Origin of the sequence: Alkaliphilus transvaalensis ATCC 700919 (assembly GCF_000621485.1) — a bacterium.
In the GTDB taxonomy this organism is placed as follows: domain Bacteria; phylum Bacillota; class Clostridia; order Peptostreptococcales; family Natronincolaceae; genus Alkaliphilus; species Alkaliphilus transvaalensis.
The window spans coordinates 227672-251062 of the sequence record NZ_KK211288.1 but is presented as its reverse complement, the minus strand read 5'-3'; the positions used below and the strand labels follow the sequence as shown (position 1 = coordinate 251062).

21 protein-coding genes and 1 riboswitch are annotated in these 23391 nt (G+C 33.0%); of the genes, 20 read left to right on the top strand and 1 reads right to left on the bottom strand.

The window, feature by feature from the left end; genetic code table 11:
• The first annotated feature begins 622 nt into the window (after nucleotides 1–622).
• Nucleotides 623–1549 carry an AEC family transporter gene (locus T335_RS0119450; protein ID WP_026479010.1) on the top strand — a complete coding sequence of 309 codons (927 nt, stop codon included), beginning with the start codon at nucleotides 623–625 and terminating at the stop codon, nucleotides 1547–1549.
• Nucleotides 1550–1598: 49 nt separating this feature from the next.
• Here the strand turns inward: T335_RS0119450 and T335_RS22445 are convergent, their stop codons facing one another.
• Nucleotides 1599–1754 carry a hypothetical protein gene (locus T335_RS22445; RefSeq protein ID WP_156943738.1) on the bottom strand — a complete coding sequence of 52 codons (156 nt, stop codon included), beginning with the start codon at nucleotides 1752–1754 and terminating at the stop codon, nucleotides 1599–1601.
• 285 nt (nucleotides 1755–2039) lie between these two features.
• Between T335_RS22445 and T335_RS0119440 the strand changes: the two genes are divergently transcribed.
• From T335_RS0119440 to T335_RS0119350, 19 genes are all read left to right on the top strand, one after another.
• Nucleotides 2040–2507, top strand: coding sequence for a COG2426 family protein (locus tag T335_RS0119440; protein WP_026479009.1), 468 nt, complete (start codon nucleotides 2040–2042; stop codon nucleotides 2505–2507).
• A 152-nt stretch (nucleotides 2508–2659) separates the two neighbouring features.
• Nucleotides 2660–2758, top strand: a riboswitch (SAM riboswitch).
• Nucleotides 2759–2949: 191 nt separating this feature from the next.
• Nucleotides 2950–4140 (top strand): methionine adenosyltransferase, encoded by a 1191-nt coding sequence (gene metK, locus T335_RS0119435; protein ID WP_026479008.1) that lies wholly within the window; start codon nucleotides 2950–2952, stop codon nucleotides 4138–4140.
• A 138-nt stretch (nucleotides 4141–4278) separates the two neighbouring features.
• Entirely contained in the window at nucleotides 4279–6510 is a 2232-nt protein-coding gene (gene recD2, locus T335_RS0119430; protein ID WP_026479007.1) for an SF1B family DNA helicase RecD2, read from the top strand.
• A gap of 89 nt (nucleotides 6511–6599) precedes the next feature.
• Complete coding sequence (locus T335_RS21835; protein WP_051569433.1) at nucleotides 6600–7358, top strand: ComF family protein; 759 nt, start codon at nucleotides 6600–6602, stop codon at nucleotides 7356–7358.
• Between the two features lie 32 nt (nucleotides 7359–7390).
• Complete coding sequence (locus T335_RS0119420; RefSeq protein WP_026479006.1) at nucleotides 7391–7807, top strand: TIGR03826 family flagellar region protein; 417 nt, start codon at nucleotides 7391–7393, stop codon at nucleotides 7805–7807.
• Between the two features lie 78 nt (nucleotides 7808–7885).
• Nucleotides 7886–8182, top strand: a complete 297-nt coding sequence (gene flgM / locus T335_RS0119415; protein WP_026479005.1) for a flagellar biosynthesis anti-sigma factor FlgM — start codon at nucleotides 7886–7888, stop codon at nucleotides 8180–8182.
• Nucleotides 8183–8207: 25 nt separating this feature from the next.
• Entirely contained in the window at nucleotides 8208–8705 is a 498-nt protein-coding gene (locus T335_RS0119410) for a flagellar protein FlgN (protein WP_026479004.1), read from the top strand.
• A 14-nt stretch (nucleotides 8706–8719) separates the two neighbouring features.
• Nucleotides 8720–10264, top strand: coding sequence for a flagellar hook-associated protein FlgK (flgK, locus tag T335_RS0119405; RefSeq protein WP_026479003.1), 1545 nt, complete (start codon nucleotides 8720–8722; stop codon nucleotides 10262–10264).
• A 12-nt stretch (nucleotides 10265–10276) separates the two neighbouring features.
• Complete coding sequence (gene flgL, locus T335_RS0119400) at nucleotides 10277–11233, top strand: flagellar hook-associated protein FlgL (RefSeq protein WP_026479002.1); 957 nt, start codon at nucleotides 10277–10279, stop codon at nucleotides 11231–11233.
• A gap of 37 nt (nucleotides 11234–11270) precedes the next feature.
• Nucleotides 11271–11831, top strand: coding sequence for a DUF6470 family protein (locus tag T335_RS0119395; RefSeq protein WP_026479001.1), 561 nt, complete (start codon nucleotides 11271–11273; stop codon nucleotides 11829–11831).
• Nucleotides 11832–11850: 19 nt separating this feature from the next.
• Entirely contained in the window at nucleotides 11851–12294 is a 444-nt protein-coding gene (gene fliW / locus T335_RS0119390) for a flagellar assembly protein FliW (protein ID WP_026479000.1), read from the top strand.
• 11 nt (nucleotides 12295–12305) lie between these two features.
• Nucleotides 12306–12533 carry a carbon storage regulator CsrA gene (gene csrA, locus T335_RS0119385; protein WP_026478999.1) on the top strand — a complete coding sequence of 76 codons (228 nt, stop codon included), beginning with the start codon at nucleotides 12306–12308 and terminating at the stop codon, nucleotides 12531–12533.
• Nucleotides 12534–12707: 174 nt separating this feature from the next.
• On the top strand, nucleotides 12708–13556 hold the full coding sequence (hag, locus tag T335_RS0119380; protein ID WP_026478998.1) for a flagellin Hag: 849 nt from the start codon (nucleotides 12708–12710) through the stop codon (nucleotides 13554–13556).
• 208 nt (nucleotides 13557–13764) lie between these two features.
• Nucleotides 13765–17709 carry a glycosyltransferase gene (locus T335_RS0119375; RefSeq protein WP_026478997.1) on the top strand — a complete coding sequence of 1315 codons (3945 nt, stop codon included), beginning with the start codon at nucleotides 13765–13767 and terminating at the stop codon, nucleotides 17707–17709.
• Between the two features lie 47 nt (nucleotides 17710–17756).
• Entirely contained in the window at nucleotides 17757–18134 is a 378-nt protein-coding gene (locus T335_RS0119370; protein ID WP_026478996.1) for a hypothetical protein, read from the top strand.
• Between the two features lie 318 nt (nucleotides 18135–18452).
• Nucleotides 18453–19118 (top strand): hypothetical protein, encoded by a 666-nt coding sequence (locus T335_RS0119365; protein ID WP_026478995.1) that lies wholly within the window; start codon nucleotides 18453–18455, stop codon nucleotides 19116–19118.
• 210 nt (nucleotides 19119–19328) lie between these two features.
• Nucleotides 19329–20639, top strand: coding sequence for an HD-GYP domain-containing protein (locus tag T335_RS21405; protein ID WP_051569432.1), 1311 nt, complete (start codon nucleotides 19329–19331; stop codon nucleotides 20637–20639).
• A gap of 278 nt (nucleotides 20640–20917) precedes the next feature.
• Entirely contained in the window at nucleotides 20918–21586 is a 669-nt protein-coding gene (locus tag T335_RS0119355) for a GGDEF domain-containing protein (RefSeq protein ID WP_026478994.1), read from the top strand.
• Between the two features lie 327 nt (nucleotides 21587–21913).
• A complete protein-coding gene (locus tag T335_RS0119350) occupies nucleotides 21914–23389 on the top strand; it encodes a methyl-accepting chemotaxis protein (protein ID WP_026478993.1) in 1476 nt (491 codons plus the stop codon).
• The last annotated feature ends 2 nt before the right edge of the window (nucleotides 23390–23391 follow it).

Below are 23391 nucleotides of genomic sequence, written 5' to 3'. Positions count from 1 at the left end.
TTGAAAAGCCCTCATCTTCGGCGTCATTGCGAAAAAGCAGCACCCTTGCGTATAAAACATACGCGGCGTTCGCTGCTTTTTCTTATTCCTTGAATTTAAAGACTTTTGAACAGGCTACTTGTATGTTGAAAAGCCCTCATCTTCGGCGCTGTTAAATTTATAGAATTTTGTGTTTTTTTAGTGCTGTGGACCCCTTTACATTCATTGTCAATAATGAGAAACTGCATATAGGAGAATAAAATTATCTCAGTATATTACGACATATTACATATTTTGCACTTGTATTAAGAGTATGTTACAAACCAGTATTTTTAAGGAAACTATGGTAAACTTATAGTATTGATGGAAAAAATTGATGGTGGTGATGTATATGAAATTAATTTTTATATTGTGTTTAATAATTGTATATGTCCTACTAGACTTGACATCAAGAGAAGATAAGAAAGGTACTCAATTTTGAATAAATTCTTTCCCCCCTCCTTCTATAGACCCTAACCCTCGGGTCTATAGTTTTTTTGTGAAAATAATTATTTCTAAATCTATTATGAATTTCCTTCATTGTTTAACTAGTTGCCATCTGTTATCATAGAATAGGAAATATATCATCTTTTGGAGGGTAACTATGACATTTATTACAGTTTTTAATCAAATTGCAATTCTATCGTTGATGATTATTATTGGATATGGCATAAAAAAGTTTGATGTGTTAAATGATCAATTAAATAAAGGAATTAGCGGATTAGTGTTGAAGGTTACTTTACCGGCTATGATCATTAAGTCTATGCAGTTTGAATTTTCAAGGGAAGTTTTAATGACAAGCTTTAAAATGATTCTACTATCTTTGCTGGTGCATGGATTAGCAATAGGAATTTCCTACATTGTTTATAAATATTATAAAAAAGATGGACCAGAAGGAGATGTCATACAATTTATATTGGTTTTTTCTAACGTTGGGTATATGGGTTACCCTGTGATTTATGCCATATATGGGGATATGGGAGTATTCTATGCAGCCCTATTTAATATTCCCTTTAATGTACTTTTATGGACCATTGGGGTTTCCATCATGACAAGAAATAGTAGAAGGGAAAAAGAAGATGTTAATTATTTAAAGCTTATTTTTAATCCTGGAATAATAGCAGTTGTATTAGGGTTTGGCATGTTCTTACTATCCATCAAGATTCCCTATGTCATTTATGAAACCCTACATTCTGTGGGAGAGATGACAGTACCCTTATCTATGCTAGTGATTGGAGCCATGTTAGGAGAAATGCCCCTAAAGGAAGTCTTTAACGAAAAAAGGCTCATCTCTGTCTCCATCATCAGATTGTTAGCAATTCCTTTAATCGCTATGTTGATCCTATGGGGAATGGGGTTTAGAGGTATTTTACTAGGGGTTCCTGTAGTGATTGCAGGAATGCCAGCGGCTGCCAATACAGCAGTTTTTGCCACGATTTACGATACAGCACCCCACTTTGCATCTAAAGCAGTGTTTGTCACTACATTACTTTCAATGATTACAATACCCCTATTAAGTCTTTTACTATAATAACAAAACCTATAGGGTTACCTATAGGTTTAAGGGGTTGTGTATTCTGTTATTCAGCCTTCAAATGATAAAACTGTATAATTAAGTCATCAATTTTATAGTTAAGGTCTAGAATCTCATTAATGTCTGCTCCATCTTCAAGAAAACGACGTAATTGAGCTTTTGAGGTCTCAATTTCTATTTTTAATCTTTTGATATCATCCATTTGAAATTCCTCCTTAGAGTATATTCGAAACAAAGAGGTTACTTGTCCAACAATTAATATAATTATACCACCATTTGGATTCTATAAACATTAAAAATTAATAACAAAATAATATTTTTATGATAACTAAATACGATAGCGAAGTTATCTAGTTGTAATAACTTAAGGCTTTAATTAATTATAGGATTTCCTCGAAAATTCTAGAAAGAAGATTTTCAATAATAATTTTTAATAATGAGATATATAATGGAATAGGGATAGGGTTACGATAGAGGGGGTGAAATGTTGGATAAAATACTGGAACTAATCACAAGGGAGCTAATGGTACTTCTAATTGCAGCAATGCCATTAATGGAGTTAAGGGGGGCCATACCTGTTGGGGTTTCCTTGGGCATGCATCCCCTCCACGCGACACTATTAGGAATTTTAGGAAGTTTAATACCTGTTCCAATTTTACTGATCTATGTTAGGCCAGTTTTTACTTTTTTAAGGTCTACAAGACCATTTCGAAAATTTGTTGATAGAACTGTGGAGAAAACCTTAAGAAAAAGCGATAAAATTAGGAAATACAGTGCTTGGGGATTAATGATTTTTGTTGCAGTACCCTTACCAACAACAGGAGTGTGGAGTGGTTGTTTAGCAGCAGTTTTATTAAACATACCCTTTAAAATTGCATTTCCGGCAATTATCATTGGAACTACCATAGCTGGTAGTATTATGTTTGTACTAAGTTTTATCGTAACATCCATTTAAATCTTAGGGGGGAATAATATACAGTATTTTAGTATTATAGCCTGTTCTATAAAAAAGTTTCATATAAGTAAAATTAATGTTGACATATATAACCCTCAATGTTATTATTAATTTATTCTTTGGATTGTACTTAATTGAATAGAAATCTTGATGCCTTATCAAGAGTGGTGGAGGGATGGGCCCTATGATACCCGGCAACCATAGTAGTATGGTGCTAAATCCTACAGAATACTAATTCTGGAAGATGAGGATAGTGTATAGATTAATATACCTCTTCTTTGTAAGGGGTTTTTTTATGCCCATAATTTAGCAAAAAGTGATAAATCCTTTATGTACAAGCATTGTTATGAAGAAAGTGGGTATATTAGTACAGAGCCAAAAACTCTATTAATATAGAGCTAATAATAAATTAAGAATTCAAAAGAAAAAAGGAGGTAAAAAAATGGCAAGAAGATTATTTACTTCAGAGTCAGTAACAGAAGGACATCCAGATAAAATTTGTGATCAAATTTCAGATGCTGTATTAGATGCTATTTTTGAAAGAGACCCAAAAGCTAGGGTTGCATGTGAAACCAGTGTAACAACAGGTTTGGTATTAGTTGCAGGGGAAATTACGACAGAGTGTTATGTAGATATCCCTAAAGTAGTTAGAAAAACCATAGAAGAAATCGGTTACACAAGAGCTAAATATGGTTTTGATAGCGATACTTGTGCAGTATTAACAGCAATTGATGAGCAATCTCCTGATATCGCTATGGGTGTTGATGAAGCTTTAGAAAGAAGAGAAGGGACAATGGTAGATGAATTAGAAGCTACTGGAGCGGGAGACCAAGGAATCATGTTCGGGTTTGCTTGTAATGAAACACCTGAATTAATGCCATTACCAATCTCATTAGCCCACAAATTAGCTAAAAGATTATCTGATGTAAGAAAAAATGGTACACTATCATACTTAAGACCTGATGGTAAAACACAGGTAACAGTTGAGTACGATGGAGACAAGCCAGTAAGAATCGATGCAATTGTAATCTCTACTCAACATGGTCCAGAAGTAGAGCGTAAAGAAATTGAGAGAGACTTAATTGAGCATGTTATCAACAAAATCGTTCCAAGTGAACTTTTAGATGAAAATACTAAGTACTATATCAACCCAACTGGCCGTTTCGTAATTGGAGGACCACAAGGGGATGCTGGTTTAACAGGAAGAAAGATTATCGTTGATACATATGGTGGATATGCCCGTCACGGCGGTGGTGCTTTCTCTGGTAAAGATCCAACAAAGGTAGATCGTTCTGCTGCTTACGCTGCTAGATACGTAGCAAAAAATATTGTTGCTGCAGGTTTAGCCGACAAGTGTGAACTTGAATTAGCTTATGCTATTGGTGTAGCACAACCAGTTTCTGTTTTAGTTGAAACTTTTGGTACAGCTAAAATCGACGAAGAGAAAATTGCAGAATTAGTTAATAAGCACTTTGACTTAAGACCAGCTGCAATTATCCGTGACTTAGACTTAAGAAGACCAATCTACAGACAAACTGCTGCTTATGGTCACATGGGTAGAACTGATATTGATCTTCCTTGGGAAAAAACAGATAAAGCTGAAATCCTAAGAAAAGAAGGTTTAGGATTATAATATATTTTAATTAAATGTCATAAATTTATTAAGATTGCCCCACTTGTTAGTGGGGCTTTTTATGTCTATAAATAGATAGACTCAAGATACTTATGGTATAATAAGTTAAGAAATATGACAACAAGGAGGTGAAGTCCATTGATAGAGCTGGAAGGAAAGCTAGAAGAAATCATCTTTCAAAATGAAACCAATGGCTATACGGTAGGAATCATATCAACAGAAGATGAAGAAGTAACCATCATTGGGATTCTACCAGCCTTGAGGGAAGGTGAGAATGTATTAGTTAAGGGGAAATGGACGGTTCACCCTAATTACGGTAGACAACTGGAAGTTCAAGAATATCGCCCCATACAACCTTCAACCCTACAGGGGATGATTAGCTACCTATCTTCTGGGATTATTAACGGTATTGGTGAAAAAATGGCTAAAAGGATAGTTGAAAAGTTTGGGGATGAAACCTTTGAAGTAATGCAACATCAACCCCATCGTCTTAAGGAAGTTTCAGGTATTGGAGAAGCAAAGGCCGAAGCCATCTCAGAAGCCTTTAAAGAACAATGGGAACTAAGGGACATTATCCTATTTTTAAGCCAGTATGGGATTACACCTAACTATGCAGTCAAAATTTATAAGAAGTATGGAGAAAAAACCATAGCCACCCTACAGGAAAACCCCTATCGTTTAGCCGACGATATTTGGGGAATCGGTTTTAAAAAGGCAGATGAAATAGCTAAATCAATGGGAATATCTCCAAAATCAAAATATAGAATTAATGCGGCAACTAAATATATGCTAAATTGTCTTCATCTAGAGGGACATACCTATGCTCCTCGAAAGCTCTTAGTAGAGAAATCCCAGCAGCTTATTAATAGTACTGCTACAGAAATAGAAGAAGCTATTCAGCATCTAGCACTAGAACAGAAAATCCATATAGAAAAATATCAAGAAGATTATATAATCTATTCAATGCCCTATTATTATGCAGAGGCCTATAGCTGTAACAAAATTATAGAACTATCCCAAGTAGTGGTAGAATCGATTAACATTTCTTTGGAAGAAGAACTGCAAGTCTTAGCAGATGAAGAGAATATTCATTTAGCTAGTAATCAAAAAGAAGCGCTACAACAGGCATTGGATAACGGACTTCTCGTGATTACTGGAGGCCCTGGTACAGGTAAAACTACCACCATTAACTCATTACTAAAGATTTTTCAAAAACAGAAAAAGAAAATTTTACTGGCGGCTCCAACTGGAAGAGCTTCAAAAAGGATGACAGAAGCCACTGGTATGGAGGCAAAGACAATTCATCGACTATTAGAACTGGGCTACTCGGAAGAGGAAGAAGAAATGAATTTTCAGCGGAATGAAGATGATCCATTAGAGGCAGATGTAATTATTGTCGATGAGGTTTCGATGGTGGATATTCTTTTAATGAATAGTCTATTGAAGGCAGTCTCTTTAGGGACTCGGTTAATTTTAGTAGGAGATGTAGACCAGCTACCATCGGTGGGAGCTGGTAATGTGTTAAAGGACATTATCGATAGTAATATTGTTAGGGTCGTAAGGTTAACAGAAATTTTTAGACAAGCCCAAGAAAGTATGATCATTGTTAATGCCCATAAAATTAATAGAGGGGAAGAACCCCAGTGTAATTTAAAGGGGAAAGACTTCTTCTTCATGACAAGAAATCGTAAAGAAGAAATTTTAAAAACCCTTGTAGAACTGGTTAAAGAGCGACTACCAAACCATTATAAGTTGGATGCTATAAAAGACATTCAAATTCTCTCACCAATGAAAAAGGGCGAAGTAGGAACGATAAACTTAAACAAAGCCCTTCAAGAAAATTTGAATCCCCCTGTAAAATGGAAACAAGAGAAGGAATATAGAGAGAAGACCTATCGGGTTGGAGATAAAGTAATGCAGATTAAAAACAATTATACCTTAAAGTGGTATGATATTGAGGCTGATTCTAGAGAAGAACAAGGTGAGGGAGTCTTTAATGGTGACATAGGCTATGTTCATGCTATTGATCATAATCATCAAGAATTAACCGTATGTTTTGATGAAAACCGATTAGTAGTATACAATTTTAATCAATTGGACGAACTAGAATTGGCCTATAGCGTAACGGTTCATAAAAGTCAGGGAAGTGAATTTCCAGTTGTGATTATGCCCATTACTTGGGGACCGCCTATGCTGCTAACTAGAAATCTTTTGTATACGGCAATTACAAGGGCAAAAAACTTAGTTGTTCTTGTGGGAACAGAGAACTATTTAAATGAAATGATTAGAAACGATAAAATTGTACAACGCTACTCTGGCTTAGGTTTTAGGCTTAAAAAGTATTTTGACTTTCAAAGGGGAGTAGAGTAGAAAAAAAGAGGATATTTGCGTAAAAGGTAGAAATATAGGTATAAATAATTTAGTACTCTGTTTAGTGACTATATCAAAGGAGTCCTTTTATGGAACTACTTAAACCTCTAAGAGAATACGCTGAAGCTTTTTGGAAATTAATTTTTCCACCCCGTTGCACATGTATTTTCTGCAAAGAAGGATATCTATTAAATTCCTATGGAATCTGTCGAGGGTGTCATGATAAAATTACCTTTATAGGAAAAGGTAGATGGATTCAAACCAGTGAAATAAAAGAGGGAATTTCATGTAGAATGTTCTCAGTTGTTGAATATCAAGGGGAAGTTAGAAAGCTCATCTATCGTTTAAAATATAGTAATGAAACCTATTTAGCCAGGGAGATGGCAACAATGATGGTTGATTTTATTTATCGGGAGGGTTTAAGAGGAGACTGTCTTTTGCCGATACCTTTATATAAGCCCAAAGAAAAAGAACGGGGATTCAATCAAGCTAATTTATTGACTAAGTATATATCAAAAGAGGCTGGAATCCCAAATATAAACAATAACTTAATTCGGAATAGAAACACAAAGGCAATGCATCACCTATCAAAAAGACAAAGAAGAGACAATGTAAAGGGAGCTTTTACATTAAAGAACCCTAATGCTCTTTTCGGTAAAAATATTCTTTTGGTAGATGATATACTAACAACAGGTTCTACAGTAGAAGCTTGTATTAGACTCTTGCTAGAGGCGGGGGTGGCAACAGTGACAGTGTTAACTTTTGCAAGAGTAACTAAGGGAAGGGAAGATGACAGGCTATTACTTGAAGATGATGGAGTTATAGATGAAATGATTATTAGTAATTAATGATTAATCTTAAGACATGGGAGGTTGTGGTTATGGACTTACGTAATTGTACGAAATGTGGTAGAGCTTTTGCATTTACTGGACTAGATGTTTGTTCTCGTTGTTCAACTGATGATGAAGCAGATTTTAGAAAAGTAAAAGAATATCTATATGATCATCCTGGGGCTACTGTGACAGAAGTATCAGAAGAAACTGGTGTAAGTGAAAGACAAATTTTAAGATACTTAAGGGAAAGTAGGATAGAAATTAGAGAAGAGAACAACTGTTTACTCCATTGTGAAAGATGTGATAAATCCATTCGTTCAGGGCGTTTTTGTGATGAGTGTGCAGCTGCCCTAAAAAAAGAATTTAAAAGTGTTCTTAAGCCACCAACCGTAAAAGAGGCAGAAGTAAAACAAAAAGACCGAACTGGAACAAAGATGCATATTGTTGAAATGAGAAAAAAATAAAATATAAGTTAAGAAACATCTCAAATATGCCGATACTATTATTAGAAAAGAAATCGGATAAAGTTGAGGTGTTTTTTTATGAAAATCCATAATAACCATAGCATTGCAAAAGCCATGAAGGTATATAATACTTCTAATAAAAATAATAATGTTGAAGCAGGACAAAAGGTTCAACAAGCTAAGGACCAGCTAGAGCTTTCTGAAAACGCTAAAGAATTTCAAGTGGCAATGAAGGCTTTTAAAAACCTACCAGAAGTAAGAGAAGAAAAAATTAAAGAGCTTAAAGAAAAAATCCAGCAAGGTAGTTATACTGTATCAGGCAAAGAAGTAGCTGATAAAATAATAGAAAGTCTCCAGATTGATAAGAAAATATAGTATGTAGATAATCGAGGTGGTAGATATGTTAAAAGCTATTAATCAACTTAAGGAGACCTTAATACACGAAGATCAAATGTATGGAGAAATCCTTAATCTAGAACAACAAAAAACAGATGTGATTAAGAATAGAAAACTTTCAGAGTTGGAAGACATGACTAAAAGAGAACAACAATACATTATGAGGATGGGAACCTTTGAAAGGATTAGAAGATCCGTTTTTACCAACACAGCAGAAATGTTAGGGATAGAAAAGTTAGACAGTTTATCAGATTTTTTACTTTATCTAGAGGATGATCAGCTTATCGAAGAAATTGATGAGTTAAGAAATAATATTCTTGAAAAAACCCAACAAATTAAAGAAGTAAATGAGCTAAATGAAAAATTATTAGAGCAGCATTTAGATTATATACACTTTAATATAGAAGTGATGACTAACCACATACAGGATCATAATAACTATGGCCAAAAAGCTCAAGGGAAAGATAAAACAAAAACAAATCTGTTTGATGCTAGAATATAAAGGGGAGAGTTAGAATGCGTTCAACTTTTTTAGGATTTAATACTGCTACATCGGGACTTTTTGCAGCTCAAAGGGCACTAGATGTAACGGGACACAATATAGCAAATGTTAATACACCAGGTTATTCACGACAACGGTTAAATCAAACACAAGCTAATGCTATGCGACTGCCAGGGGGAAGAGGAATGTTAGGGACGGGGGCTAATCCCATCTCTATCACTCAATTTAGAAATGAGTTTTTAGATTTTAAATATAGAAGTGAAGTTAGTTCTTTAGGTTTTTGGGAGACTAAGGCGGATGGATTGAGGTTTTTAGAAGCCATCTTTAATGAGCCTTCTGATACTGGAATTACAACTGTTATGGATGAATTGTTTTCATCCTTTCAAGAACTAAGTAAAAATCCTGAGAACCTAACCACTAGAGCATTGGTAAGACAAAGAGCCATTTCTTTTACCAATACAGTGAATCATACCTATAATCAATTGGAAAAAATGGCAGTTGACTTAAATTTTGATATCAACACAACTGTAAATGCTATTAATTCATATGCCGACCAAATTGCTATATTAAATAACCAAATCTATCGTGCAGAGGTAGATGGTAGCCATGCAAATGATTTAAGAGATCAAAGAAACTTATTAATAGATGAATTATCAAAGTTAGTAAATGTAGAGGTAGTAGAAGTAGTTGATTCCAACGCATTTGCAGGGTCTAAAGGATCAAAGATGGTACTTCAAATTAATGGACAAGCGTTAGTTTCCCACGACAGAACCTATAAGCTAGATGCCAGCACAGAACAGCCTAGTTCTTTTGATCCAGAACTGATGATGAGGCAGATTAGATGGGCCAATGGAGATGCTCTAGATATAAGAGGGCTAAGTGGTGAACTTAGAGGTTTACTAGATCTAAGGGACGGTGACTCCGATAGTAGAAAGGGGGTCCCCTTCTATATTGGTGAATTAAACAAGTTTGTTACAAAATTTGCAGAAGAAATTAATGATATCCATAGAAGTGCCTATGGGTTAAATGGAGAATTTATTGCTGGAATAGGGAATGACACCGATGGGGGAGGATATCTGCTATTTACCAGTGGCAAGAAGTTTTCTTCTGAGATGTATGATGGGGGCGTTTTACAGAGCCATCTAATTACAGCAAAAAATATTCAAATTTCCCTAGACATCGATGCTGACTCAAATAAAATTGCCAGTGCAGCTAGAATAGATCTTTTGCCAGGTGATGGGTCTGTAGCATTAAAATTAGGGGAATTAAGACATAAGTCTAGTATGTTTGAACAAGGAAAACCAGAAGATTTCATTAAATCTTTAATATCAAACTTAGGGGTAGATACCCAAGAAGCTATTCGTATGACTACTAATCAGCAGTTTATGCTTCAACAAATAGATAATCAAAGACAATCAGTTTCAGGGGTGTCTATTGATGAAGAAATGTCTAATATGGTTAGATTCCAACATGCCTATAATGCTTCGGCAAGGATGATTACAACAATGGATGAAATGCTAGATGTAGTAATCAATCGAATTGGCTTAGTTGGTAGATAAGGGGTGTAAGAGATGAGAATAACAAACAATATGATGATTAATAAGATGATGCGAAATCTGAATGCTAATATTAATCGAATGGATAAATACCAGATGCAGGTAGCTACTTCAAAAAGAATTCATGCTCCTTCAGATGATCCTATTGGTATATCAAAGAGCATGAAAATTAGGGCTGACTTAAGTGAGTTAAAACAGTTTAAAGCCAACGTAGATGATGCAACATCTTTTTTAGAAACTACAGAATTAGCAGTTAAAAACATTGGTGATGCCCTACAAAGATTGAGGGAACTGACAGTGCAAGCCTCTAATGGGGTGCTAACTGATGAAGATACCCAGAAGATTATGGGAGAAGTTAAAGAGTTAAAAGAGCAAGTTATTAGTTTAGGAAACACCACTTATGCAGGAAAATATATATTCTCTGGTAAAAAGACAAACGAACCATTATTTAAATTTGATACCACTTTAGTGCCACCAGACTATGTGTATAATGTCTCTTTAAAGGATGAAGTAGACCCAAGTCTTGTTGATGATAAAATACAGTTTGAAGTGGGAATAAACGAAAAATTAGAAATTAATACCCTAGGCTTTGAAGCCTTTGATGATGTTGCAGGTAAAGAAGTAGGTGCTGATGATTCAATAGGCATGATAGAGATGATCAATAATATTATGATGCACCTAGAGGCAGGAGACACCGAAGCTTTATCCGCAGCTATTGGGGATGTTGACCATTACTTAAATCTTAACTTAACTGTACGTTCAGAAATTGGTGCTAAAGTAAACCGAATGGATTTAGTACAAAATCGTATCGCTGATGATACCATTAATTTTACTGATCTATTGACGAAGTTAGAAGGTGCAGACATGGGAGAGGCAATCATGAAACTTTTAAATGAAGAAAATATTTATCAGGCCTCCCTATCGGTTGGGGCAAGGATTATACAACCAACGCTGCTAGACCACTTAAGATAGGATAAAATTTTATAAACTAGTGAAGGTGGTGTTGGAGATGATTCGTATTGAAAGTCAAAATGCCTTAATTGGTATTGAACAGAGGGCAGGACAGCTAAATATTAGGCAAAATCATTCACCAATGAGACTTAACCAGACTTCGCCAAAGTTACAACTAGATCTAAAAGAAGCCGTTATTTATATAGACCAGCGTCAATGTTTTTCTGAGGCTGGTCTTAAAAGTAATTCAGAACTTTCAAGGTTAGCAGCTCAACGGGGAATCAGGGCAGCCCAACAGGCAACCGCCCGTATTGCAAGGGATGGTAGCGACATGACCAAAATCCATAGAGGTACAATTATTAGTATGCTTTCAAAAAGGCGTTCTAAACCTAAAATAAAACAATTCAATTTTGATATGGTTCCAAAGAGTAGGCCTAAAATTGATGTGGTGGAAGGTAAATTTTCTAGCTATCTAGAAAAAGGCAACATCAATATACACGTAGAGGATTTTTCACCTAAAATTGATTATAATCCTACAAAGGTGGATATTTATCTAAGACAGAAGAACAATATCCATATAGAATACATAGGTAATCATTTAGATTTATATGGCGGATAGAAGAATTGGAGGGTTTTAGATGATTTTGAACACAAAGAACTTTGGTGAAATACAAGTGAAGGAAGAAGAAATTATTCATTTTCCCGATGGTATACCTGGTTTTGAAGAATTAAATCAATATATCATTATTGAAAATCCAGATAAAGAAGTTCCCTTCCATTGGCTTCAGTCGGTGGAAGAAACAGATTTAGCCTTTGTTATCATTAATCCTTTTATATTCAAAAAAGATTATGATTTTAAAATTTCTCAAAATACAATTGATAAATTAGATATTAAAAAAACCGAAGATGTAACTGTCTATACTATTGTTGTTGTTCCAGAGGATCTTAGTAAGATGACGGCTAACTTAAGGGCTCCCCTTATCATTAATAGTCAAAACCGAAAAGGTAAACAAATTCTATTAGATAACGAGGAATACAAAGCTAGACATTATATTTTAGACGAAATGAAACAGGTCGGTTAGGGGGGAAGGCAATGCTGGTACTAACGAGAAAAACCGATGAGAGTATCATTTTAGGTAAGAATATAGAAGTTAAGATATTAGGAATTGAAGAAGGTAAAGTAAAGATAGGTATCGCTGCACCAAAGGATATAGAGATTTATCGTAAGGAGATCTACTTAGAGATTCAAGAAGAAAATAAGGTAGCAACTTCTTCAAAGGCCGATTTAGGAGGAATTAAAAATTTCTTCAAAAAAGAATAAAAAAAATTAAATTTCCCTATAAAGTTACATCTAAATCTACCGATATATTTAGTGTAGACAAAAAACATCAAAATCCTTAGGCCGGCGATGGGACAAGATGTTTTTCATATTAAAATTTTTCTAACCTAGACAAGGATGTCAAAGGTTAAATAAAAATTCAAGGAGGAATTTACAATGAGAATTAATAACAACATGATGGCTATGAATACCCACAGACAATTAGGTTTAGCTAATGCTGGTGGAGCAAAATCTATGGAGAAATTATCTTCAGGTTTTAGAATTAATAGAGCAGGAGATGATGCTGCTGGTCTTTCTATCTCTGAAAAAATGAGAGGACAAATTAGAGGTCTTAACCAAGCTTCTAGAAATGCTCAAGATGGTATTTCTTTAGTTCAAACTGCTGAGGGAGCATTAACTGAAACTCATGCGATGCTTCAAAGAATGAGAGAACTAGTTGTTCAAGCTGCAAATGATACAAATACTCCAGAAGATAGAGCTACTCTAAGAGATGAGTTAAATCAATTATCTGAAGAAATCACTGCAATTACAGAAAAAACTGAGTTCAACACTAAGAAATTACTTAATGGTGACTTTGCAGCAAGTACGACGAAAATCACACTACAAGTAGGTGCTAACTCAGCTCAATTTATCGAGTTTAATATTGGAGATATGTCTGCATCAGCTTTAGGTGTTACAACAGCATCTATTGGTGAAGTTGTAGCTAACTCTACTTCAACTGCAGCAGACATCAGTGCTTTACTAGATACTGTTGATAACGCTTTGAAGGCAGTTTCAGATCAAAGATCATTACTAGGAGCTACTCAAAACAGATTAGAGCATACTATTAAGAACTTAGATAATACATCTGAGAACTTACAAGCAGCTGAGTCTAGAATAAGAGACGTAGATATGGCTAAAGAAATGATGGAAATGACTCGCCAAAATATCTTACAGCAAGCATCTACTGCTATGTTAGCTCAAGCTAACCAAGCGCCACAAAATGTTCTTCAATTATTAAGATAATTGAGTTCATAAGGTAAAAAAATTGGCATAACATATTTCATCTAAACTTTTAGTAAATGAGAGGGTTGGCGGGATTATCCCCCAGCCCTTTTTGTTATTTTATACGCAAGGGATTAATATTGACTATTGACATTAATTCCTTGCCTATAAAATAAAAATACTAGCAATAAAAATGCAAGTTAAATCAAATAGATAAGGAGTTTTTTAGATGAAGTATAAAAAGAAGTTAAGTGTTTGTATGATGGTAAAAAATGAAGAAAAATATCTAGAACAATCATTGTTAAGTCTACAACCTCTATTTGATAGTATCGATGCAGAATTAATTATTGTAGATACAGGATCTGAAGATAATACAGTAGAGATTGCTAAGAAGTTTACACAACAGGTGTATTTCCATGGGTGGAATAATCATTTTGGAGACATGAGAAATAAAACTATTAATTATGCTAAAGGTGAATGGATTCTTGTTCTAGATGGAGATGAGGTTTTTCAAAATATTACTCCATTAATTAATTTTTTGAAGTCCAAAGGCAGCTCAAAATATAAAACTGGAACAATCACAATTAAGAGTATTACTAATGAGAAGGATACAGATATCCATCAATCAGTTGATATTTTACGTCTTTTTAAAAACTCAAAAGGTTTTTATTACAAAGGGTCTATTCATGAGCAACCACACTTTCAATTACCTGTATTCTTTACAAATGCCGAAGTCATTCACTATGGCTATGTTTCCACAGATAAAGAGTTAATGGAATATAAATTTAGAAGGAATGTTGAATTACTTGAAAAAGAACTGGAAGAAAATCCGAATGATATCTATAACTTATTTCAGTTGGCTCAATCCTATGGTATGTATAAAGACTTTAAAAAGTCTTTAGAATATATTTCTAAAGCCTATGAACTTGTTGAAAAATATAATATGGACCGTAAAGCTCATCTGTATGTATATAACTATTTAGCCCGTGCTTATCTTAATAATAATAAATTCTTTCAATTGGAAACGATTTGCTTAGAGGCTATTGAACTTGAAAAGGACTTTATTGATTTTTATTATTATTTAGGGGTAGCACAAAGTCGTATTAATAAGGATGAAGAGGCGCTAGAAAGTTTTCATAAATATCTTGAGTTGCTAGTAAAATATCAAAATGCTACTGAAGAAAAGTTTTTAACTTTAACGAAAGTTACTTTAGGCTTATACGAAGAGGTTTACTTCAATTTATGTATTTTATATAATAGGCTTGGTAATAAAGAAGTAGCGATAAATTTTGCTAATAAAATAACTAAAGATCATATGGAAAAAAGAAAGATTCCTATATTGGTTGAACTTTATTTAGGTTTAGAAAAGTATGAGGAACTAAAAATATTTTATAGAGAAACCTCTGATGATAACAAGGAAGTATTAAATATATTTTGGAATTCCCTTGAAAATATTATTGAAATGGATGAGTATTCAGAAAAGAAAGAAGAAGTTTTTCGTTTATTCAGCCAAGGTAGTTGTCAATATTCTTTATTAAACAAAGCAAGGTTAATTATTTTAGAAAATTGGTCTGATATTCCTCCTCAGTTGATTGAAGAAGCAAAAAGTTTAAAATATAATTCGTTGCCAATTTTCTTTGCAGATATGATATATCTTTTGTTAAAAAATAGAACAGTTAATATAGGAGAGTTATTTAGCCGTGTCAGAGAAGAGCTAATAGAAGGTTATATCCAATATCTAATTAAAAAGTACGATGATATTGTAACTGTGATGGATATCTATTTAAATAATATGGATCAAGAGCTTAGAAGCTTACAGGAAATTAAGTTTCAGAGATTGTTAAAGAAAAATATATTATTTTCAGATGATATTCAATCACCAAAGTATGAGGAGACATGGCATAGTTACTTAGTAGATGGCATTTATTATATTTCACAAGTTTATAAGGATGAAATAATTAAAAATGAAATGATATATGACGTAAAAAACGATGAGCACGCCTTTTTGCTTTATATGCTTATCGCTGATAAAAATAAGAAAAACAATACATTAGAATACGTCAAATATTTAAGGAAAGCACTAAAAATATATTACCCAATGAAAAAGGGGATAGAGATACTATTACAAGAAGTAAAAGATATTGAAAACAACAAGAATAACCAGTTAGATCAATATAAAAAGCAAGTTAAGAAAAATATAAAAGAGTTAATCAATAACGCATATTTAGAACAGGCATTGGAATTAATAAATGAATATGATTTGACTTTACCAGGGGATATAGAAGTTATCTCTATGAAAGCTGTTATTTTTATAATGCAAGGCAATTATAATGAGGCCCATAATGTATTATTGCAGGGTTTGGAAATCAAACCTAATCATTATGATCTCTTATACAACTTAAAATATGTCTATGAAATTCTTGGAGAAAGAAAAAAAGCCTTAGAAACAGAACGAAAGTTAGCTTTTTCAATGAATACCATGAGATATATTAATCCTGAAATCAGCATAGTTGAATTTTTTAGTGCTTTGAAAGAAGAAGGGATTAGGTACGTTGTATTGAGAGGGTTTGAAAATCTACCTACGATGAAGGAGGGTGAAGACTTAGATATATTAGTACATGATGAGGATATTGTAAAAATAAGTAAGTACTTCATCCCAAATAATGAAAAAGGTGCAGTACAGTGTGATATGTATACCCCTACTCCTTATTCTTGTAGTAGTTATGCAGGGTTGCCATATTATCCAAGAAAACTTGCTGACAAGATTTTAGCGAATAGGGTTATCTACAATGATATTGTTTATGTACCTTCTATGGAAGTGCATTTCTATAGCTTAATTTTCCATGTGGTATTTCATAAGGCTGAACGATCAATGATACCAGTTGATAGACAAAGTGCGTTAGGGGTTGATTTAAAGAATAATAAGTATTATAAAACTCTTTCTGCATTAGCGAAAGACTTAAATATAAAGGTTAATATTAACTTACAAGACTTAAAGATATTGCTAGACCAGAAGGATTGGAAGGCAGGCGTGGACCTAACTAGAAAGTTTAGTCTAGTTAATCGAAGTCCTTGGCTTCGTAAATTATATCAACCCAAAGGAATTGAAGAAATCAAAGATGGAGAATTGAACGTATTTTTCATTAGAGAGTGGGTTTACAAAAGAGGGATGAAGGATTATATAGTAAAATGGCTAGATGAATTTGGGTACGATATTATTCTTGTAAAAGAATTAGATGAACATCAACAAGAAGTAGGCACTCGTGATATAAGGGGCGGTAATTGGGATGAAGGAGTCATCTATCAAACGGGAGGAAAGCCTTGTGTTATGGTAGTCGTATACGACCACAATCCACAAAAACGCAGCGAAGATAAGAAATTACAATATCCCTTTGTTACTAATGGTAATGTGTTTAGAAAAGATGCTCTTAGAGCAGAAGTAAACAGAAATTTTAACAGCACCAACATTACTAATCCCGTTCACTCTGCAGATGATGAGATAGAAGCTTGGGAGTATATTGAGATTTTAGACAAGTCTTTAGTTCCAATAGTAAAAGAGAAAATCAAAACAAAAGTTGATAAATACAAGACAAAAGAGAAAATAATAGGCTCTCTTGGGGGCTTTAGACATAGAGCTAAAGCTGAAATCATTGAATATAAAGGAAAATGGGCTGTAAAAAAGACATTTAGAGAAGGTAAAGAACGTTTTTTAGAAAGAGAAAAGTTTGCTTATGGAATATTAAGTAAAGAAAATAGTTTGATTCCCCATTTAATAGAAGCAGGTGATAACTATATTATAACACCCTATTATAAAGATCTTCTTAGAGATAATGAGGCAGTTCGAAGTAAAGTGCTGAAAGAACATATTAAAGAAATAGGGTCATTTCTAAAGTATTTATATGATAGAGGATATGCTCATTTAGACTTCCACCCTGGTAATTTTATTTTTACAGAAGAGGAAGGCTTAAAGGCCATTGATTTTGAATATCTGTATCGATATGATAAAAAACCAAAAGATTTTTTAAAGAGTTATGATATAGTTGGAAAACCTTCTAAGTTTAATTCGGATTTTCCTAATTATGTTGGAGAAGGTCTGTTAAAAGCCTATGATAATCTTTGGAAGAATACAACCGGTTATAGTCTTTTAGAGATTGCCAAGCTAGCTCTTAAATAAGAATACATCTAGTTATAAACTATTAGCTAATATTATTTATAGAGGAGTTGAATAACATTAAAGATATCATCCCAGTAATTAACCACATTTTACCTTTACTAAGCACTATTGATGAAGCTATCCTTCATGTACAAAATCAGTTAGTAGAATTAAGGTATGAAGAATCCTTGACAATGTTATATGATGTATTAGAGGGGATAGCTAGTATAGAGACTGCGCTACATCTTATGGAAGAAAAATTCCAAATGAGCAGAATTAATGAAGAACTTGAATGTCTCAAAAATGGTTTGAGAAAGGTATTAAATAGTTATGAAAATAAGGAGCAAGCTAAATTAGAAAACTTAGTCGTAAAAGATGTATATCCCACTTTTAGTAGTTGGAAGGAAGAAATTGAAAGGTTGCTAAAGCCTTATGTTACCTCATAGGCTATTTCAATAATAAAAGTATAGATCGATAGACAAATTATATGGTTTGAAAGCAATTTAAGGGCTGTCTCAAAAATGATTCTTACAATCATTATAGGACAGCACCTTTTTGCATTCTAGAATTATGATAATTTAAAACTCTTATTTTGCTTTTTTAAGTAATTAAGAAAAACTCTTACATTTTTATTTTTTTTACCTTTTACAGCAGGAAAAAGCCAAAAATGGTAGAATTAAAACGTGATAGTTAATTTTTTGTATATATTTGTAAAATATAGGGGAAATAGAAATATTGATCCATTTTGGGGGAGAGTTTAGTTTATGGAGCACGTACTTAAGCATCAAATTGAAGAAATGGAAAGAACATTAAACTGCATACCAAGTGTGCTATACACAAAAATTGAAGCGATAGAACTTCAAGATGCTGATGGATCTTTTGATATAGAAGAAATAAATGTCGTATCAACTACGGAAAGAAATCCTAAGCAAATTTCTAGAGATGTCCAAGCAATTTTTAATGCGAAGTTTAAATTAGATATAGATCATAAAAAAATCAGTATAGCTCAAATTTTTTATCAAGAGTCAAATTCAATAAAGCATAGGGATAGAAGACTCAACATACAAGGAATTGATTATTCTATAACAGGAAATCAAATTAGAACTGAAGTGAAATTGAAATGGGATGATCACCTATTTACAGCAACCGATATAGGTCCTAATACACCAACAAATACCTATAGAGTTATTGCCAATGCTACTTTAGGGGCAATACATCAATTTATTGACCAAGATCACTTTTTTGCTGTTGAAGATATTCAAAAAATAAATATAGGGAAAAAAGAAGTTATCGTTGTTTGTATTAGTGTAGTTGCCTCAGAATATGAAGAGGTCCATATTGGTAATGCAATTGTTAAAGGTGACCTTAGGGAATCTATCGTAAGAGCTACTTTAGATGCTCTAAACCGTAGGCTTGCAAAAATTTGTTAATAATTTAGATCGACTAAAATAACCAGCCTTACCTAGCGTAGCGTATATGCCTATTGTACTAGCGTAGCAATAGAGAATATGCAAGGGGGCTAAATAAAATGACATTTTTAACAATGATATTAGATCTTTTTACAAGAACTATTGCATCTATTTCTTGGTGGTAGCAAGTATTTAGTCGATCTAAGTTATATATATATGGAGGGAATAATAGTGAAAGATTTACCTTCTCGTCTGAAAAAATATATATTAGGAATAATTACTGTTTCGCTATCTGTTGTGATCTACATGGTAATTTCATATGATGTACCTGATTTGAGTACGCTTTTATTATTCATTATACTGTCTATTACAATAGAATCGTTAGTTGTTGTTATACCAGGAGGTGGTGCAGTAACAGTTGGTTATGCAGTATGGTTAGCCTCTATGATTATTACAGGACCGTTAGGGGCAGCAATATGCTCATCTTTAGGTGTTATGTTAAGGTATGGTAGCAGTAGCAAGGAACCAACACGGCATATATTTAATACACCCTTCTATAAAACACTATTTAATGGGGCTCAAAGCTTTATTTCTATAGGGGTACCTGCTAGTATTTATTATAGTTTTGGTATGAAAATTAAAGACCCACTGTTTTATACAAACATTCTCCCATTAGTATTAACCATATGTATCTATTTATTATTGAATACTTTTATTATGACTAAACTCCTTTCAATGTTAAATAATCAATCATTTAAATATATGTTTATAAAAAACATGAAATGGCTACTACCAAACTGTTTTGTAATTGCATCTTTAGGAATATTTCTAAGCCTTCTATATTTAAATTATGGGGCTGCTATAATGTTGCTTTTCTTTGGTCCACTTTTACTAGCTCGTCATTCATTTAAGCTTTACTTAGAGATGAAACAAGTCTATTTTGAAACCGTATATGCCCTTACGAAAACTGTGGAAGCAAAGGATCCCTACACAGATGGGCATTCTAAAAGAGTAGCAGAATATGCTGAAAAAATAGCAAAAAAAATGGGTATAAATGAAATGAAAATTGATACTTTGAAAACAGCAGCTTTATTACACGATATAGGAAAGATCGGTATAAGCGATAATATATTAAATAAGCCTGATAAACTAACTTCAGAAGAATTTGATGTCATAAAACAACACCCTTCAATAGGAGTTGAAATCCTTAGTACGGTTGATTTTTTAAAGGAAGTTAAAGAGATTATCCTACAGCATCATGAAAAATATGATGGAAGTGGTTACCCCCATGGGTTAAGGGCGGATGAAATTTCTATCGAAGCATATATACTGGCTGTGGCCGATGCCTTTGATGCCATGACCAGTGACAGGTCCTATAGAAAAGGGATGACAAGAGAAAAGGCAATGAAAATCCTTCATGAAGATTCAGCTACTCATTTTCATCCTCAAGTAGTTAAATGTTTTATGGAAATATTACAGGAAGATATGAGTGTATTACAAAATGTGACAGAACAGCCCCTACCTCATCTTACCTCCTCCTAAAGCATAAATATTGATAATGGCCAGTAAATTGAAGTTTATAATTTTTGCTGGTTTCTTTTTTTAGACAGAATTCTCAGTGTAAATCCGATCAGATAGTCTACTAATGTCGAAATAGATAAAAAAATGTAGGTCTAAAGTCCTATTTTTTTTACAAATTAGGAAGGGAATAACTATTTAGTAGAGAATATATATATGGTAAATTTTATGTAAAAATAACCGTATTGTAGATGCATGAATAGACAGCGTGCTATGACTAAATTTTCGGAGGTAGGATCTATTTGAATAAAAAATATATTAAAGTCATGATCAGTGTATTAATTGTAATTTATTCAATTACTAAAGTTAAGTCTATTATTTTATTACTGCAAAATAGTATTGTTTTTTTGAATATTGTACTTTTGGTGTTATGCGGTCTAATGGTAACTGTTGTTTTATTATGGAAAAGTAGATACGAGTATAGAAAAATAGCCTATAAGGATACATTGACAGGAGTATATTCGAGGGCTTTTCTTGACTGGTGGTTATCTAATTACAAGTTAGATCCAAAGCTGGGGTTATCAACCGTAGTGATAATGGATATAGATAATTTTAAGGATATTAATGATACCCATGGGCATCTTGTAGGAGATCAGGTATTAATTAAAATTGCCGAAGTATTAAGGGATTCAATTAGAAAAAATGATTTTATCATTAGATATGGTGGAGATGAATTTTTATTAATATTGGCAGGGTGTAATGAAGCTACATCTTTAAACATTGTTAATCGGGCAATTGATACCTTTAAAGATGACCATGAGTTTGAGTTTGATATCGAGGTTTCCTATGGTATTGCTCAGATAACTAATAAGGAAAATTTTATTGATGTACTAAATTCAGCCGACGAAAAAATGTATAGTCATAAAAACCATAAAACTAAAACTTCTGTGCCATTACAATGGAATATATAAATGAGCTGCCCGTAACTAATCGTTACGGTCTTTTATTGTACATTATATTTACTATATGTGATTATGGTTGTGATTATTATCGGTATAATTGTTAAATAAATTCTGCACCACCCCTCTGTTGAAGTATAAAGAGTAATAAAAATTCAAATACATCAATATTTATAGGTAATTTTTAAAATATATAAAATATTTAAAAATAATTTTTTAGATAACAGGTAATAGCATTTTTTTGTCGAATAAATAAAAAGCATTAGATTCATTGTAAAAATCTACAGAAATATTCCTACTGCAACAGGATTCTACAAAGGAATGATAAGGAGGGAGTGAATGGACATTTTAAGTGAGACCCATAAAAAAAATAAGTTTATGCTAGTGTTAATGACAATAAGCGTAGTGTTAGGTATTATCGATAATATTTTAACCTCTAAGGGGTTAGAAGCACTTTTATTAATTGTAATTGTTGGTGGAGGATTTTTGGCGACAGTTACCTATTTAGTGGTGAAGAAAAAAGCGATAGAGTATGTGCCTTATGTATCGGTGGTGGGGATACAAGCCTTTATTTTAATGCTTTTAGTATTTACACCTGGTATATTTTCTTATTTAGTTATCTATATGTCGTTATTTTTAGTTTCCCTATATCAAAGATATAAACCTGTAATTTTATCAGGAATTTTAAGCATTTTGATATCAACCTATGCCCTAATGACTGCCAATGAGTACATCTTTCCTAACTATAATACAGCTCAAAGTATTTTTACATTTAACTTGTTTATTGGATTATTTACACTACTGATTGTTTTACAATGTAATCATAGTCAGAGGTTGAGGGATGAAATAGAAAAAAATAATCTACGTTTAGTGGAATCAAAAGAGAAGAATGAATCTATTGTACATCAAGTGAAGGATTCTATCGAAGTACTAGTTCCATTTAGTGAAAACTTGAAGGTCAATATTGACTCCACCATGGAAATAGCCAGTACACTAGAAATTTCTTATGATCAAATAAGTGATAGCATAGAAAAAGAATCCACCAGTCTTGGAGAAATTAATCAATCGATGCATGTAAATAAGGATCAATTAGGTGATCTTTTAAATGCCTCAAATATTATGAAGAATCTCTCCCAAAACACTTTAAATATCTCTTTAAATGGAAATGAGAAAATGAAGATTCTTAATGAAAAAATGAATGATGTTGAACTGCAAATAAATAATTCAGTACAATTAACTACTGGTCTATTAGAACGGGTAAAGAAGATTGAAGAAATTTTAACTACAGTTAATAATATTGCTGAGCAAACAAATCTTTTGGCCTTAAATGCTTCAATAGAAAGTGCAAGGGCTGGTGAAGCAGGAAAAGGTTTTGCAGTTGTAGCAGATGAAATAAGGAAACTAGCAGAACACTCAAAGGAATCAAATAAAACAATTAGTAACATACTGCAAGAAATTCAAGAAGAGACAAGCAATGTAGCAAATAGAATCAATTCTTGCCATAGGTCTGTAGCTAACAGTAAAGCAGAAACAGATAGTGTTAAAGAAATTATAAAGCATATAGAAGATAATACAAAAGATGTTGTTCAACAATCTAACGGATTAGATGGTATGATTGGTAGACTATCAGAATCTTTTATGCTTATTGGGAATCAGATAGAATCAATTCTTGGAATAACCCAAGAAAACCTTGCATCAGTTGAAGAGGTGGTTACAGGCTCCCATCAACAAACTAATAACGTCAATGAAATTTTAGATGGTTATAATAAGTTAAATCATTTAATTAATGAGTTAGATAGTATTTCAAGAGAATAGTA

What these genes read in the sequence shown, in the direction of transcription:
- T335_RS0119375 (WP_026478997.1), top strand. Translation starts at nt 13,765, where the DNA reads ATGAAGTATAAAAAGAAGTTAAGTGTTTGTATGATGGTAAAAAATGAA.
- T335_RS0119410 (WP_026479004.1), top strand. Translation starts at nt 8,208, where the DNA reads ATGTTAAAAGCTATTAATCAACTTAAGGAGACCTTAATACACGAAGAT.
- flgK (WP_026479003.1), top strand. Translation starts at nt 8,720, where the DNA reads ATGCGTTCAACTTTTTTAGGATTTAATACTGCTACATCGGGACTTTTT.
- metK (WP_026479008.1), top strand. Translation starts at nt 2,950, where the DNA reads ATGGCAAGAAGATTATTTACTTCAGAGTCAGTAACAGAAGGACATCCA.
- T335_RS21835 (WP_051569433.1), top strand. Translation starts at nt 6,600, where the DNA reads ATGGAACTACTTAAACCTCTAAGAGAATACGCTGAAGCTTTTTGGAAA.
- T335_RS0119450 (WP_026479010.1), top strand. Translation starts at nt 623, where the DNA reads ATGACATTTATTACAGTTTTTAATCAAATTGCAATTCTATCGTTGATG.
- csrA (WP_026478999.1), top strand. Translation starts at nt 12,306, where the DNA reads ATGCTGGTACTAACGAGAAAAACCGATGAGAGTATCATTTTAGGTAAG.
- T335_RS0119395 (WP_026479001.1), top strand. Translation starts at nt 11,271, where the DNA reads ATGATTCGTATTGAAAGTCAAAATGCCTTAATTGGTATTGAACAGAGG.
- T335_RS22445 (WP_156943738.1), bottom strand. Translation starts at nt 1,754, where the DNA reads ATGGATGATATCAAAAGATTAAAAATAGAAATTGAGACCTCAAAAGCT.
- hag (WP_026478998.1), top strand. Translation starts at nt 12,708, where the DNA reads ATGAGAATTAATAACAACATGATGGCTATGAATACCCACAGACAATTA.
- T335_RS0119350 (WP_026478993.1), top strand. Translation starts at nt 21,914, where the DNA reads ATGGACATTTTAAGTGAGACCCATAAAAAAAATAAGTTTATGCTAGTG.
- flgL (WP_026479002.1), top strand. Translation starts at nt 10,277, where the DNA reads ATGAGAATAACAAACAATATGATGATTAATAAGATGATGCGAAATCTG.
- T335_RS0119420 (WP_026479006.1), top strand. Translation starts at nt 7,391, where the DNA reads ATGGACTTACGTAATTGTACGAAATGTGGTAGAGCTTTTGCATTTACT.
- flgM (WP_026479005.1), top strand. Translation starts at nt 7,886, where the DNA reads ATGAAAATCCATAATAACCATAGCATTGCAAAAGCCATGAAGGTATAT.
- fliW (WP_026479000.1), top strand. Translation starts at nt 11,851, where the DNA reads ATGATTTTGAACACAAAGAACTTTGGTGAAATACAAGTGAAGGAAGAA.
- T335_RS0119365 (WP_026478995.1), top strand. Translation starts at nt 18,453, where the DNA reads ATGGAGCACGTACTTAAGCATCAAATTGAAGAAATGGAAAGAACATTA.